The 14916-nt window shown below is 69.0% G+C and carries 14 protein-coding genes; 4 read left to right on the top strand and 10 right to left on the bottom strand.

Going from position 1 to position 14916, the window contains the following annotated elements; all coding sequences use genetic code 11:
* Positions 1–13 precede the first annotated feature (13 nt).
* Positions 14–505, bottom strand: coding sequence for a YqaA family protein (locus D187_RS17785; RefSeq protein WP_002626666.1), 492 nt, complete (start codon positions 503–505; stop codon positions 14–16).
* Between the two features lie 90 nt (positions 506–595).
* Here D187_RS17785 and D187_RS17780 point away from each other — a divergent pair, with 90 nt between their 5' ends.
* Positions 596–1246, top strand: a complete 651-nt coding sequence (locus tag D187_RS17780; protein WP_155893407.1) for a hypothetical protein — start codon at positions 596–598, stop codon at positions 1244–1246.
* 4 nt (positions 1247–1250) lie between these two features.
* Positions 1251–2588, top strand: a complete 1338-nt coding sequence (locus D187_RS17775; RefSeq protein WP_002626664.1) for a phospholipase C — start codon at positions 1251–1253, stop codon at positions 2586–2588.
* A gap of 1 nt (position 2589) precedes the next feature.
* Here D187_RS17775 and D187_RS17770 read toward each other — a convergent pair whose 3' ends face one another.
* From D187_RS17770 to D187_RS17760, 3 genes are all read right to left on the bottom strand, one after another.
* Positions 2590–3852: a hypothetical protein gene (locus tag D187_RS17770; protein ID WP_043430281.1), complete on the bottom strand. Its 1263-nt coding sequence runs from the start codon at positions 3850–3852 to the stop codon at positions 2590–2592.
* A gap of 172 nt (positions 3853–4024) precedes the next feature.
* Positions 4025–4588: a DUF2378 family protein gene (locus D187_RS17765; protein ID WP_002626662.1), complete on the bottom strand. Its 564-nt coding sequence runs from the start codon at positions 4586–4588 to the stop codon at positions 4025–4027.
* 92 nt (positions 4589–4680) lie between these two features.
* Positions 4681–6321, bottom strand: a complete 1641-nt coding sequence (locus tag D187_RS17760) for an AMP-binding protein (RefSeq protein WP_002626661.1) — start codon at positions 6319–6321, stop codon at positions 4681–4683.
* 119 nt (positions 6322–6440) lie between these two features.
* Here D187_RS17760 and D187_RS17755 point away from each other — a divergent pair, with 119 nt between their 5' ends.
* Positions 6441–8222, top strand: a complete 1782-nt coding sequence (locus D187_RS17755; RefSeq protein ID WP_002626660.1) for a DUF885 domain-containing protein — start codon at positions 6441–6443, stop codon at positions 8220–8222.
* A 46-nt stretch (positions 8223–8268) separates the two neighbouring features.
* Here D187_RS17755 and sitI6 read toward each other — a convergent pair whose 3' ends face one another.
* The 6 genes from sitI6 to D187_RS17725 form a co-directional block, all read right to left on the bottom strand.
* Positions 8269–8985, bottom strand: a complete 717-nt coding sequence (gene sitI6, locus D187_RS17750) for a SitI6 family double-CXXCG motif immunity protein (protein ID WP_043430277.1) — start codon at positions 8983–8985, stop codon at positions 8269–8271.
* Between the two features lie 57 nt (positions 8986–9042).
* Positions 9043–9963 carry a type VI immunity family protein gene (locus D187_RS17745; RefSeq protein ID WP_245591748.1) on the bottom strand — a complete coding sequence of 307 codons (921 nt, stop codon included), beginning with the start codon at positions 9961–9963 and terminating at the stop codon, positions 9043–9045.
* Positions 9960–10838, bottom strand: a complete 879-nt coding sequence (locus tag D187_RS17740) for a hypothetical protein (protein WP_245591747.1) — start codon at positions 10836–10838, stop codon at positions 9960–9962. The genes D187_RS17745 and D187_RS17740 overlap by 4 nt, the downstream gene beginning before the upstream one ends.
* A gap of 36 nt (positions 10839–10874) precedes the next feature.
* On the bottom strand, positions 10875–11480 hold the full coding sequence (locus tag D187_RS17735; RefSeq protein ID WP_002626655.1) for a DUF488 domain-containing protein: 606 nt from the start codon (positions 11478–11480) through the stop codon (positions 10875–10877).
* Positions 11481–11558: 78 nt separating this feature from the next.
* On the bottom strand, positions 11559–12551 hold the full coding sequence (locus D187_RS17730) for a cytochrome d ubiquinol oxidase subunit II (protein ID WP_002626654.1): 993 nt from the start codon (positions 12549–12551) through the stop codon (positions 11559–11561).
* Positions 12541–13869: a cytochrome ubiquinol oxidase subunit I gene (locus tag D187_RS17725; protein WP_002626652.1), complete on the bottom strand. Its 1329-nt coding sequence runs from the start codon at positions 13867–13869 to the stop codon at positions 12541–12543. The genes D187_RS17730 and D187_RS17725 overlap by 11 nt, the downstream gene beginning before the upstream one ends.
* Before the next feature lie 224 nt (positions 13870–14093).
* On the opposite strand from D187_RS17725, the gene D187_RS17720 reads away from it, so the two are divergent.
* Complete coding sequence (locus D187_RS17720; RefSeq protein ID WP_002626650.1) at positions 14094–14888, top strand: hypothetical protein; 795 nt, start codon at positions 14094–14096, stop codon at positions 14886–14888.
* Positions 14889–14916 lie beyond the last annotated feature (28 nt).

Raw genomic sequence — 14916 nt, 5'->3', positions numbered from 1 at the left:
CCGTCTCGCAGCCTCATTGTGAAATTCCAGTGTGACTCGCCGCGAGAACAGAAAGTGCGACTCCGAGGTAGCGCAGCCCCTTTCCGAGTGAAACGAAGGCGACGAAAGGCCCGGGACGCACCCCCACGAGGCCCGCCGCGAGCACGAAGACGTCTCCCACGATGGGCAGCCAGGCGAGCAGGAGCACGGGCGCTCCCCAGGTGGCCAGACGCTCCCGGGCCCGGAGCAGACGAGGACCCTCCCGGGCGCTCCGGCGCTGGAGCCATCGTCCCACCACGCCCCCGCCCTCGCCACGTGCTCCCCAGCGGCCCAGGGCATAGACGGTGAGCGCACCGAGCACGTTGCCGGCGGTGGCCACCGTCACGGCCCACCCCGGGCCCACTCCTCCATAGATGAGGGCGGCCAGCACCGCCTCGGACGGAGCGGGAAGCACCGAGCCGGCCATCACCGCCACGAGGAACAGCCCCGGCAATCCCCATTCGGCGAGCGTGGACGCATCCGGCATCGTGCTGTCCACTCTACGTCCCCTCGGGCCCCGAAGGCTGTCTTCACGGATGGGGGACATGGAAGACTCTTCAGCAAGAGAGGTGCGCGCATGAGATGGGCATGGACGATGGGTCTCGTCTCACTGGCGGCTGGACTCGCCGGCTGTCCCAAACCGCAGATCCTGCGCTTCACCGCCACGCCCTCCATCGTCTGCCCGGGAGACGCGGTGACCCTGAGCTGGGACACGAACGGCTCGGCCTGGCTCGAGGCCATCCCCGCGCTCTCCGGCCTGGGAGACAAGGCGCGCTCGGGCACCCAGACACTCCCGGTGCGGGAGTCCACGCGCTTCCGGTTGGAAGTCACCCGTGGCTCCAAGACGGCGCTCACCGAGAGCGAGGTGCTCACGCCTCCCCGCCCCGTGGAGTACGGCGTCGTCGACAGCGGCCAGCCGAGCCCCTTCACGTGCCGCACCGAGGAGCGGGTGCTGGAAACCACGTTGAGCCTCGAGGAGGGCAACCTGTCCCCCCAGGTGCTCCTCGGCCAGGTGCGCAACCTCAACGCGCGCACCCTGGTGATGGACAAGGCGGGAACCTCCGCGACGCTGGGCGAGACAGCCCGCTCCTCCGCCTTCGAGGGACAACCGGCCCTGGGCCGCTGGCGGCTGCGGCTGCCGCTCGACGAGGGCGAGCGCTGCGAGGACGCGCTCGAAGCCGTGGATGGACGGCTGCTGCTCCAATTCCAACTCTCCTGCCCGAGGTGACGCCATGGCCGCGCTCGACGGAATCCAGAGAATCGTCCTGCTGATGCTGGAGAACCGGTCGTTCGATCATCTGCTCGGGCATCTGTCGCTGGAGAACCTCCACCCGGACGTGGATGGCTTGCGCGAGCCGGACGTCAATCCGCGCTACGCCAACGTCTTCGAGAACCGCGTCCACCGCCCCTTCCTCATCGAGGACGAGGCGTCGGTCATCCGGGATCCGCCCCATGAACGGGAGCTCGTGGCCCGGCAGCTGGCCCGGAGCGCGAGCGGCAAGTTCCGCATGTCGGGCTTCGTCGACGCCTACGTCACCTATACGCAGCACCGGGCGCAGCACTCGCCGCCCATGGGCTACTTCGACTCGCGGGGGGCCTGGATGTCCTCCTTCCTCGCCCGCGAGTACTGCGTCTGCGACCGCTGGTTCACCCCCCTGCCGGCGGACACCCAGCCCAACCGCTGCATGGCCTTCACGGGGGACACCCTCATCGATCGCACCGAGTCCCGTCTGCTGCCCCACCGGGACCATGTCTTCGACTGGTTGGAGCGCCACCACGTGCGCTGGCGCGTCTACTACGACGGCCCCCCCTTCTTCCTGCTGTTCGGACGCTTCACGGAGCTGGTGGGCTCCAAGTACCGCCCCTTCGACTCGCTCGCGCGCGACCTGCGCGAGGAGCCCCCGGGGTCCGCTCCCGAGGTGCTCTTCATCGAGCCGCGCTACTACGACATCGCCTGGACGGACGAGCCCGCCAACTGCAACCACCCGCTCGCGCTCGTCAGCCAGGGCGAGCTGCTCCTGCACCGGCTGTACACGACGCTCACGCGCGACCCGGAGAAGTGGGCCCACACGCTGCTCATCATCACCTATGACGAGCACGGCGGCTTCTTCGATCACGTGCCGCCCCTGCCCATCGAGCAGCCCATCCCCGCGGGAGCGCACTACACCCGGCCCTTCACCACCACGGGCCCCCGCGTCCCCGGGCTGATCGTCTCGCCCTGGGTCCGGCCGGGCCGGGCCTTCCACGGCTCGCTCGATCACACCTCGCTCTTGCAGTTGTTCGCCGAGAAGTTCGGCGCGGGACCCGAGGACTACTCGGCCTCGGTCAACCACCGCCGCGCCCAGGGCATCCGCAGCGTGGCCGAGGCCTTGTCGGACGTGCCCACCCTCCGGGCCTTCCCCACCGTGGTACCGCACGCGAGCGCGCCCCAGCCCTCGATGAGACGGCCCCCCCGCTCCGCCAACGAGCGCGCCTTCCAGAAGGCCGCCCTCGAGCTCAAGCAGCGCGAGGGCCCGCTCACCGCCGAGGCGAAGTACCCCGAACTGGCGACGGTGCCCCCGGAGACGTGACTCACGCCGCGACGGCGTGATCCAACGAGCGCCAGGTGCCCAGCGCCCAGTCCTGCTCCTCGGGATCATCGAAGCTGACGACACACAGGGCCCGGTGCGCCCCGGCCTCGCACAGCGCCGTGAGCCGGTACTCCCCCGACTCGCTCTGCAGCGTGGCCCGGCCCTTCACCCGCTCGCCCCGGTGTTGGAACTCGTAGGGCAAGTCCTGCTCGGGCCCCGGGGCGATGCCCCCCATGTCCTGCAACGGCAGGAAGCGCACGCTGCGGCGGTGATCCCTCGCCACCCAGCTGCCGTCCGCCAGGCGCTGCTCGGCCAGCGAGCCGGGGATGCGGATCTCCCATCCCTGGGGCAGCGTCACCTGCACCGAGCCGCGCCGGTAGCCGATGAGCGGACCCGAGGGAGCGGCCGACGCGCGCCGGGACACCTCCTCGGCCAACGTCCCGCCCTTGCCCAGGTAGCCCAGCACCTGCTGCCACTCGCGCCAGGGATAGGGCAGGGACGGGTCCTCCCGCCACGCCTGCTCCAGCCACCGGGCCACGTCGCGGAAGAGCTGGCGCTCCTCCTCGAGCAGCGGCGGACGCCACACCATCTCCGTCCAGATGCGGCTGAGCGCGCGGCCCAGCTTCTCCGCCGCGCCCCGGCCAGGCTCCCACCAGGGGAAGATGTCCTGACCCCGCGAGGGCTCCTCCTGGACGGCCCGCAGCCACGCCTCGTCGCGAGGCCCCAGGGGCGTGAGCACGGCCCCGGGGTGCTCGAAGCCATGCCCGGCGCGCAGCGACAACATGGCCCCCGAGTGGCCCTGCTTGCGGAAGTCCAACACCCGGCCCGCCATCTCCCCGAGCCAGGCCAGCATGCGCGGAGCGATACCGCTCGCGTCCCCCGTATGGAAATAACCCGTGGGGTCTCCCACGCCCGCGGTGGTGATGGCCGAGTCCGCCCAGTCCACCTGGAGCGCATCACCCAGGGAATGCAGCAGATCGCACAGGTAGCGGTGATAGCCGGGCCCCGCCATGGAGGTGTTGGCCGAGACCACCACCCGCCCCTGTCCGGCGGCCACGATGGCCACGTCGTCCGCGGCCGGATGCAGTCTCAACAAGAGGATGGGACCCTGCGCGCTCGCCACCACCCGCACGCCTTCCAGCTCGTCTCCCGCCGCCTCGCGCAACCAGGCCTCCACGCGCCGCAACCAGGGACGGGGGGCCTCGGGACCCGAGAGCGCGTCTTCCTGTCCGTACCAGCCCGCCAGCAGCAACTTCACACCCATCGCGTCCTCGTTTCTCCGTCTGCTTCGAGCCTCATCCCCTCGCAACGGGTGGAAGGCGCGGATTATGTCGCGAACCGGAGGTATTCCGGGGTTCCCCAGCACCCCCCGGGCGCCTGCCCGTCACGGCTCGACACGGAGAGCGGCCAGGCAGGCGCTTCCCATAACGCGCCCCTCACGACCAGCGCACGTCGTAATCGACGTCGAGCACGCCCCGGCGCTCGCCCCGCACCTGGACGTCGCGAGCCGAGGAGAGCTCGATCGCGGCGGCGATCATCCCCTCGTTATACGGCCGGGGCAGCAAGTCCCCACGCGCCAGGAACCGGGCGTGCCCTTCTCCCAGCACCTCCACCGAGCGCTCGCCATAGCTCAGCGAGGCCCGGCACCCATTGGGGACGGCGGCGAGCACCCGCCCGGGATCATTGCCGGCGAGCGCGAGCAGCGTCTTGCCCACGGTGGACTGGGCGAAGTCCGTCGTCGCGCGCCGCCCGAGCAGGCGCAGGACGGCCTCGGTGCCCCCATGCGTCGGGCCGAGCTCTTGCGCGACGAGGAAGATGGAGCGCAGGAAGTCCGTGATGGGGTAGCTGAAGAAGTCCACGAACTTGCGCTCCCCCACGGCCGCGAAGCATCGGGCCCGCAGCGGCTCGCCGCCCAGGGAGCGCGCGGCGTCCAGCAGGCCGTTGAAGAACATGCCCCGGCAGGTATCCGTGGGATGGGCCAACGCCAGGAGTTGCTCCATTCCGGGATCAGAGGAGGACGAAGGGTGCACCGGCGAGGCTCCTGGGCACGAGAGAGGCGGCCCGCATTAGAGTTCAGATTCCGCCCCGCGCGTCACGCCGTGCGGATGGAAGCGGCCGCCTCCAGCCCCAACTCCACCACCGAAACTTCTCGCATCCGGAATTTCTGTACCTTTCCCGTCACGGTCATCGGGAACTCCTCCACGATCTTCCAGTGGCGGGGAATCTTGAAGGTGGAGATGCGGCCCGTGCAGTAGCGGGTGAGCTCCTCGTGGGTGACGGTGGCGCCCGGCTTGAGCTTCACCCAGGCCATGACCTCCTCGCCGTACTTCTCACTGGGCACGCCGATGACCTGGGCCTCGCTGATGACCGGATGGGTATGGAGGAACTCCTCCACCTCGCGAGGGTAGACGTTCTCGCCGCCGCGGATGATGAGATCCTTGATGCGGCCGACGATCTTCACGTAGCCCTCCTCGTCCAGGGTGGCCAGGTCGCCGGTGTGCATCCAGCCGGCCTCGTCGATGGCCTGACGGGTGGCCTCGGGGTTGTTCCAGTAGCCGAGCATCACGCTGTAGCCGCGCGTGCACAGCTCCCCGGGCGAGCCGCGCGGCACCACCGCGCCCGTCGCCGGCTCGACGACCTTCACCTCCACATGCGGGTGCACCCGGCCCACCGTGGTGACGCGCTTGTCGAGCGGATCATCCACCGCGCTCTGCGTGGACACGGGCGAGGTCTCCGTCATGCCGTAGCAGATGGTGACCTCGCGCATGTTCATGCGCGACCGCACCTGCTTCATCACCTCGATGGGGCACGGCGAGCCGGCCATGATGCCGGTGCGCAGCGTGGAGAAGTCGAACTCGCCAAAGCGCGGATGGTCCAGCTCGGCGATGAACATGGTGGGCACGCCGTAGAGCGCCGTGCAGCGCTCCTCCCCCACCGCCCGCATCACCGCGAGCGGCTCGAACGCCTCGCCCGGAATCACCAGCGTCGAGCCGTGGGACGAGCAGGCCAGGTTGCCCATCACCATGCCGAAGCAGTGGTAGAAGGGCACGGGCACGCACACCCGGTCCTCGGGAGAGAGCCGCAGCGTCTCGCCCACGAAGAAGCCATTGTTGAGCACGCTGTGGTGGCTGAGCGTGGCCCCCTTGGGGAACCCCGTGGTGCCGGAGGTGTATTGGATGTTGATGGGATCGTCGAACTGGAGCGACGCCTCGCGCTCGGCGAGCGTGGCCTCGCTCACGTCCTCGCCGCCCGCGCACAGGGCCTCCCAGTCACTCTCCAGCATCAGCGAGAGGCGCAGGGCCGGGCAGCGGGGCCGCACCTCGTCCAGGATCTGCCGGTAGTTCGCCTGGCGGAACCCCCGGGCGAACAACAGCACCTCGGTCCCGGACTGGTTGAGCGCGTACTCCAGCTCCGCCGTCTTGTACGCCGGGTTGAGGTTCACGAGGATGGCGCCCACGCGCGCCACCGCGTACTGGGTCACCACCCACTCGAAGCGGTTGGGGGACCAGAGCCCCACCCGGTCCCCCTTGCGCACCCCGAGCGCGAGCAGGCCCCGCGCCACCCGGGTGGTCTGCTCCCAGAACTCGCGCCACGTGGCCCGATAGCCCTGGGAGAGGACGACGAGCGCCTCGCGGTCACCCCAGCGCTCGACGGTGCGGCGCAGGTTCTGGCCGATGGTCTCGCCGAGCAACGGAGTCGTGCCGATACCGTGAACATAGGAAGGAGCGGGCATGGGCGGGGATGATGTTCGCGACATGGCGAGGCTCGCAAGAGCGACGTCCCATGCAATGGCTCCACCGATTGACGCGTCAGGACAGGGCGGACCGGGGTTCACCCCCGGCGGGAGATGACATGGCTTCACGGAGAATCGCGGGACTGGTGCTCTTCCTCCTGGCCTCCACGGCCCTGGCACGGCCCCAGGCGGGCAAGCCCGAGTGGGTGGCACGCAGTGACGCCCATGCCCAGGTGCTGTTGGAGCTCCTGGCGCGCTTCGACCCCGAGGACGCCTCGGCGCTCGGCATGGCCGGGCGGGACGAGCAGGTGATGGACCTGGGCCCCGGGGTGGCCGGGCGCAAGCGCGCCGCCATGGCCCAGGCGAAGGCCACCCTGGAGCAGCGGCTCGAGGCGGAGAAGGATCCGAACGTCCGCCAGGATCTGCGCATCCTCGTGGATGCCGTGGAGGAGGGAATCCAGGACTCCACGCTCCAGGAGCGCTACCTGTTGCACTGGGTGGACGCGCCCCAGGTGATGTTCCTCGGCCTGCGCGAGCTGCTCCAGGAGGACGTGCCCCCCGAGCGCCGTGCCCACGCCCTGCCCCGCTTGCGGCGCTACGTGGGGCTGGAACCGGGCAGCACCCCGTTGACGCACCTGGCCCGGGCACGCTTCGAGGAGGGGCTCACCCAGCCCGGCCGGCTCTGGCCGGTGAAGCCGGCGCTGGAGCAGGCGATGCGCGAGGCCCCCACCTACGTGCGGGGCATCCGGGAGCTGTTCACGGAGTACAAGCTCGAGGGCGCCGAGCCCGCCCTGGCGGCGCTCGAGAAGCAGGTGGAGGAGGACACGCGCTGGCGGCGCGAGGTGGTGCTGCCCCGGGCGCGCGAGGACGTCCGCCTGCCACCCGAGCTGTATGCCTTCAAGCTGAGGCAGATGGGCATCGACCTGCCGCCCGAGCAACTGGTGCGCCGCGCGCAGGTGGCGTTCGTGGAGCTGCGCGCGCAGCTGGCGGCCCTGGCGCCGCTCGTGGCGAAGGCCCGGCGGTTGCCGGCCACGGACACGCTCGGTGTGCTGCGCGCGTTGAAGAAGGAGCAGTTGGGCCGGGAGAAGCTCCAGGGGCACTACCGCGAGGTGCTGGGCGAGCTGGAGAAGTCGATCACGAAGCACCGGGTGGTGGAGTTGCCCTCGCGTCCGGTGGTGATGCGCATGGCCTCGGAGGCCGAGAGCGCCGCGCACCCCGCCCCCTACATGCAGTTGCCCGACTTCGTGGGAGGGAGCGGGAAGCCGGGCCAGTTCGTGCTGTCGCTGGGCAGTCCGAAGGCAGGCGGCCAGAACGGGCCCTCGGATGACTTCTCCTTCGGGGCGGCGGCCTGGAGCCTCTCCGCCCACGAGGGCCGCCCGGGGCATGAGCTCCAGTTCGCCGCCATGATGGAGCGGGGCGTGTCGCTCGCGCGAAGCCTGTTCGCCTTCAACTCCGTCAACGTCGAGGGCTGGGCGCTCTACGCCGAGGCGGAGATGCTCCCGTACGAGCCCCTCGACGGCCAGTTCATCGCCCTGCAGTTCCGCCTGCTGCGCGCGGCCCGCGCCATGCTGGACCCCATGCTCAACCTGGGACAGATTTCACCCGAGGAGGCCCTGCGCATCCTCACCGAGCAGGTGGGACTGTCCGTACCCATGGCCCGGCAGGAGCTTGACCGCTACACGTCCCGCTCTCCGGGACAGGCGGGCAGCTACTTCTACGGGTACACGCGGCTGCTGGAGCTGCGCGCCGAGACGGAGCTCGCGCTCGGGACGAAGTTCGACCGCATGGCGTTCAACACCTTCCTCGTCCACCAAGGGCTGCTGCCGCCAGAGTTGCTGGCCCGGGCCGTGCGCGAGGAGTTCGTGCCCGCGGTCCTGGCGGTGCGCGCCCCTGGGAAATGAGCCGGGAGGCCAGGCCGTCACGGACATCCGCCGCGTACATCCTGGTTCACTTCGCGGGCAGGGGATGAAAGCTCACACCGTCGAGTTCCAGGCGCAGACAGGCATCGGCAAACCGTTCAGAGCAGAGGATGACGGTGGAGAAGTCCTCCAGCCGGAAGACGTCCAGATCGCGGGGAAGGGTCGCGGCGTCCAGCAAGAGGGTTTCGGGCAGGCGAACACCACGGCGGCCACAGCGAGCGCAGGGCGGTTTGCGCTCCGGGGGCAAACAATCCGGGTGGAGCCGGCCCACGGGGAGGAGTTCCAGTTCCAGCAACTCTGGCGAAACACGCTGGCGAAAGCGCAATTGGGTTGGGCATCCCTTGAGACCGCGTAGACCCTCGGCCTGGAGTTTCTCCAATGCCTCACGCCGAACCAGTAGCCACCAGGGAACCGGCGTGACGAACGACCCGAAGGAACCCCGTGCCGTTCCCACGAGCGGACCAAAGGAAGAGCCCGGCTCCACGATGGCGCCGGAAGGAAGGTGCGGGCGTACCATCTCACTCAGTCTTTCGTACTCCTCGATGGGCTCGGCCCGGGCTTCTTCGAAGTCAGCTCTCTGGGAGACTGATGTCAAATCCACCGAGGGGTACGTCTTGGAGCCGCCGCTCCAGGTGGCCTGACAGACAGGGCAACAGAAGATGCCTGGAAGCCCCCACTTGTGCGCGCCATCAACATCACCCGTGTAGCGCGAGGACCTATCCTCCTCGACTCTGAAATACCTCATACGCGTGTCCCTCGGCTCAGTCCTGACAGGAGTAGGGCGCGAAGGGCTGGCGGACACTCACAAGCAGAAGCGGCGGAGCCAACGGGCCATGTTGCGGTTTTCCAACAGCGAGGTGAGGCCAATCTTCTCCTCGGGGAAGTAGGGCTCCAGGAGGTGGGCGAGGGCCCTGAAGTGGGGCCGGCTGATGTGCTCGCGGATATCCATGGGGCTGGGCCACTCTCCCAGGGTGAGCAGTAGACGCTCTCCTTCCAGGGACTCGAAGGAGACCTCGGGGAAAGGCAGTTCGCGACGCAGCACTTCCAGGCCGCCGAGTTGGCTCAGCAGGGGTTGACCCAGGAAGGTGAGCCAATAGGCACCGCGGGCACCGGTGCCAATAACTCGGCTGGTCTTGCCGAGGCTGTAAAGGTCGAACCCCCGGTAACGCTCGAGGAGGGGCAACAACTCCCTGCGAACCGAATACCACTGCCCGCAGGGGGCAACAAAGGCCAGGCTGGCGTAGCCGAAGCTGAAGGGCAGATCGCGAGACAGTTCGAGAGCCAGGGCACGGACCTTGTCCGGACCGTGCTCCAGGAGATACTCCGTGGGCAGTGAGAAGGAGATGGCGCAGGCCGCTTTCTCGTCATTGAGGACCTGAGAGTCAAGCTGGTAGCCGGCATACTCGAAGTTGTAGCCCCCCACTCCAGACTCGTACTGCAACAACTCGACGAGACAGGCATGAGCCAGGGGGCGATTCAGGATTTTTTCGCGAATATGCATCCAACCCTGCTCATCCAGCGACTGCATGTCTCCCTGTTGATCCACATACCACCCCAGAGAACCAGAAGGGATGGCACGCAGATAGGTTTGCAGAGCAAGCCAGACCGTTTGAGCAATCTCCGGGTACCTGCGCCGCATGAAGAAGCACAGGATGAGACCATCTCGGACAGTGAGTTGCCCATCTATTCCACGCACTTGCACCACAGGGTAGCGCTCGCTCAATCGAAGATCCCCTTTGGAGACAGCATCAAGGCTTTTCCGCCCAACGCTTCCTGATAGATTTGACCCTGATTGAAACCATCATAGGGACTTTTGTCACCGTACTTTGTCCACCTGGGCTCTCTGTCCCCGGGACAAGGGAACTTGAGATCCAGGATCAGGATGGCCCGGAGAAGATGACGGTCCGCGTGGAGGACGACATCGGGCTTGATGGTGCCCCGTAGTTCTTCGGCACAGTCCGCATCGAGAAGGCGCTTCTCCTGCTCACGGCTGATCGTCTCGAGGACCTTGGCATGGCGATAGAAACGATACCGCTGCTCGATGCTGACAGGGCCAGGCCAGAGTTCTTTCAAGATGTCCTGCATACAGGCGAGGGCATGGGCGTGCTTCAGGGTACCCAGTTCCATGGACTGGTAGATGGGCCTGCCGCACCGGTCCGCCCCCACCACCGCATTGCAGTCAGCAGCGGTTGGGGCGCCGTAGCCAAAGCGCTCGGCGTTGATGTCCCGCTCCGCTCGCTGGACACACGCCATGAGGGCTACCTCCAACCGAGAGAGTTCCTCCTCATCGTTCTGGAAAAACCCGAGGACCTCGGGAGCCAGGAGGCCAATCGTCGAGGCCACGGCAACGGTGGAGACCACTACACCCGCCGCTCTCTTCAGGGCCGCGGCATGGCGCATACGGCCTGCCGTCTCCGTATCGAAGCGCAAGGCTCCGCCAGAAAAGCCGGAGTGCCGCGGGCCGGCCGCGCACGAACCGAGCAGCGTGCAGGTCAGTAGCAGGAGGATGAACCGGGAACAGCCGGAGCGGACCGAAGGCAGCATGAGAGCCGCGAACGAATCACGGGCGAGGAAGATGGCAAGAACGTTCCCGCCCACGTTGGTGGACTATCCCCAGGCTCCGGGCTCACTCCCTCAGCGCCCCGATTCACTGGGCGCGGACAGGTCCGCGGACGAAGTACTGTCCTCGGGATAGAGCACCTGTCTGCCGTGCAGCCGCGCGAAGGGGGTGAGCTTGTGCGGCTCGGCGCGGGTGCGGCTGGTGATGTGCCGCACCTCCACGCCCCGGGCGAACAGCGCGTCCGCCACGAGCGAGCGGTGACACCGCCAGCGCACCGCCTCGGCGCACATGAGCGCCAGCGGCCCGTCCGGAGTCAGTTCCCGCAGCTCCTCGAGCCCCCGCGTGAACTCGTCCGTCAGCATGTAGTCGGCGTAGCCTCGGAAACTGGCGTTGCGCCACGCGCCGTTGGGGGAGTCCGCCCGCGCGCGCCGCAGTCCTCCGAGCCTCGCCATGTGCACGTACCGGATGTCCGCCCGCGCGAGCGTCCGGGGCAGCGTGTCCCGGTTGAACTGGGGATTCGTCCGCGAGCGGGGCACCGTGCGGATGTCCACGAGCGTCTGGATGCCATGCGCCTGGAGCAGTTCCACCAACTCCTCCGCCGAGCGCGTGGAATGGCCCACCGTGTAGATGCGCGCCTTCGCCCAGCCCGGCGCCCTGCGTCTCGGTCGCTCCGTGCCCATCTCCCGGCCTTTCCCTGGCTCCAAGCTGGGCATGGAAAGGAACGATGAAAAGCGGGGGCTCGGTGAGGTGGCCGCTCGTCAGGACGTCCTGGGAGGCGCGCGGAAGACCCGGAACAGCAACAGCAACGAGGGGAAGATGAGCGCGGCGCCCACCGCGAGCGCCATCAACAGGACGCGCTGGGCCACGGGCGAGGCCGCCGCTGACTGGAGGGTGAGGTCCGGCACCACGAGGTACGGGTACTGCGAGGCCGCCCATCCGGCGACGATGAGGCCCACCTGCGCCGCGGCCGCCACGCGCGCCCACGCGAAGCGCCGGGTGAGCAGCAGCCCGAAGGCAAGCACCGCCACCACGGCCGTCGCCGCGTGCAGCACCAGCGCATAGGACGAGGTCGTCAGCCCCTCCCACACCCGGGGCGCTCCCCCCCGCGCGAGCACCAGCACCCCCAGCGCCGCCACGAACACCGCCACCCCCGCCCCCAGCGCCCGGCGCCGGAAGTCCTCCTGGAGCGCCGGCTCGCTCGTCTCCGCCGTGAGGTACACCGCCGCCAGGAAGGCGAACAGGCACAACGCGAACACCCCCACCGCCAGCGCGAAGGGCGACAGCCACCCGGAGAACAGGCCGCGCTCCCCTCCTCCCAGTTCGCCCCCCGCCATGGCCCCCACGCACAGCCCGAGCACCGCCGGCGACAGCACGCTCGCCCCGCTGAAGACGAGCCCCCAGCGGCGCTGCACCCTGTCCGCTCGCGCGTCGTAGGTGCGGAAGGTGAAGGCCGTGCCGCGGAACACGATGCCCAGCAGCAGCAGCGTCAGCGGCACGTGCAGCGCCACCGACAGCGCCGCGAAGGCCCGGGGAAACGCCGAGAAGAGGATGACGACGGCGAGGATGAGCCAGACGTGGTTCACCTCCCACACCGGCCCGAGCGCCCGAGCGATCAACTCCCGCTGCTTCGCCTGGCGCGGCCCCGAGGCCAACAGGTCCCACACCCCGCCCCCGAAGTCCGCGCCCCCGAAGAGCGCGTAGAGGACGAGGGCGGCCACCAACACGCCTCCCAGCAGCAGTTCAGTGGGCATGGGCCACCTCGTGCGGCTCCCGCCCGTGCGGCACCGTGCCCGCCACCTGCCGCACCAGCAGGAACACCACCATGACGCCCAGGAAGAGGTAGACGAGCGTGAACGTCCAGAAGGGCACCGCCAGCGCGCCCACCGGAGTCACCGCGTCCGCCGTGCGCATCACCCCCCGGAGGATCCACGGCTGGCGGCCCCACTCGGTGACGAGCCACCCCGCCTCCATCGCCACCGCCCCGAGCGGCCCGCACACCAGCCACGCCCCCAGCATCCGCCGCCCCTCGGGCCACGCCCCCTGGCGCCAGCGCAGCGCGAGCGTCACCAGCGCCAGCAACGCCATGGCGCCCCCCGCCCCCACCATCACCTGGAAGGCCAGGTGCACCTTGGTCACCGGAGGCCACTCGTCCCGGGGGAACTCCTCCAGCCCCTTCACCTCGGCGTTGGGATCGCTGAACGCCAGCAGGGACAGGCCCCGAGGCAGCTCGAGCGCGTAGCGCAAAGTGCCCGTCTCCATGTCCGGCAGGCCGCCCACGCTCAGGGGCGCGCCCCGCTGCGTCTCGAAGAGCGCCTCCGCCGCCGCGAGCTTCACCGGCTGCGCCCGGGCCACGTGCTCGGCGGACTGGTGGCCCACGAGCGGCTGCACCAGGGCGGACAGGCACGCCAGCGGCAGCGCCACCGACAGCGCCTTGCGGTGGAAGGTCAGGCCCGGATGGCGCAGCAACACGAGCGCGTGGATGCCCACCATGGCGAAGGCACTCGCCTGGTAGCACGCGACGAGCGTGTGGGTCGTCTGGTGCACCCAGCCCGGGCTGAACATCGCCGCCACCGGGTCCACGTCCACCGGCCCCGTGGCCGTGAGCGTGAAGCCCACCGGATCGTTCATGAAGGTGTTGACGAGCGTGACGAAGAAGGCGCTCGCCGCTCCGCTCAGCGCCACCATCACCCCCGAGAAGAGGTGCAGCCCCGGGGAGATCCGATCGCGTCCATACAGGTAGATGCCCAGGAACACCGCCTCGGTGAAGAAGGCCGTCCCCTCCAGCGCGAACGGCAGGCCGATGACCTCGCCCCAGGTGCCCATGAAGCCGGGCCACAACAGCCCCAGCTCGAACGACAGCACCGTGCCGCTCACCGCCCCCACCGCGAACAGGATGGCCGTCCCCTTCGCCAGCTTCACGCTCAGCGCCGTGTAGTCCGCATCCCTCGTCCGCCACGCCTTCAAGTCACTGAGCACCATCAACAGCGGCAGGGCGATGCCCGCGGCCGCGAAGAGGATGTGGAAGGCGAGGGACAGCCCCATCTGTGCGCGCGCGTAGAGCAGATCCATGACATGGATGAATCTGCTTTATACGCCATTAATACGCAATAATTAAAATTAATGGACACCCAGGGGTCAACCGGGATGTCGCCCTCGAGTCCCGGTGCGAGTCGCGCCGTGCACGCTCGCCTGGAGTCCGGACGGGAAGGAAGCCGCTGGAGTGCCTCGCGCCGTGCTCCCCGAAAGGCCGGGTGCTCCGCATATTCCCAGGCATGGCTCGGACCTCTCGTTCATTGCGTGGAAGACTACTGCTCGGCCTGGGACTGCTGTGTGGGCTCGCCTCTCCGGCCTGGGCCCTGGAACAACGCTATCCGGAGAAGAACGACACCCGTGAGCTGTCGGTGACGACCCCCGCGGGACAGGCCCTGGGCAAGGGGATGCTCACCCAGTGGACCGAGGGCGAGCGACTCCACGTCCTGCTCACGTACGACTACAACGACGGACGGCGCATCGAGGAACTCGCCATCTTCACCCAGAAGCCGGAGCTCGCCCAGGAGCGCTGGCGGTGGCGGGAGCTCAAGGGCGGCACGGCGACGCGGCAGTTCGACATCGACTTCGGCAGCGGGCGCGCCACGGGCACCCTCGTCAAGGACGGCAAGACGCGCCGCTACAACGAGAAGTTGAAGGTGGAGCCGGGCCGCACCTTCGCCGGCGTGGGCTTCGTCCTGGCCGCGAAGAACCTGATGCCGCGCCTGCGCCAGGGCGAGGACGTGAAGCTCCAGGCCCTCGCCACCACGCCCAAGCCGCGCAAGGTCACGGTGACGCTCTCGCGCGAAGGCACCCGGAACCTCACCATCGCCGGACGGACCCTCGACGCGGAGCACGTCATCATCCACCCGGAGATCGGCCTCGCCTCCCTCGTGGTGAAGGCGCCCAACACCGACCTCTACTTCACCGGCTCCGAACCGCCGGTGATGGTGGGCGGAGAGGGAACCCTGCTCGAGCCGGGAGACCCCGTGGTCCGCACCGGGATCCTCCCGCGGCAGAGCCCCGCGGCGGCACGTCGCCCCGCCCCGCGCGGCCGCTGAGCGGAGAGCGCCCCGCCCTCCAGTCCCA

The organism is Cystobacter fuscus DSM 2262, from assembly GCF_000335475.2.
GTDB classification, from domain to species: domain Bacteria; phylum Myxococcota; class Myxococcia; order Myxococcales; family Myxococcaceae; genus Cystobacter; species Cystobacter fuscus.
Note: the sequence above shows the minus strand (reverse complement) of the source record. Positions and strands in the feature narration are given on the sequence as shown.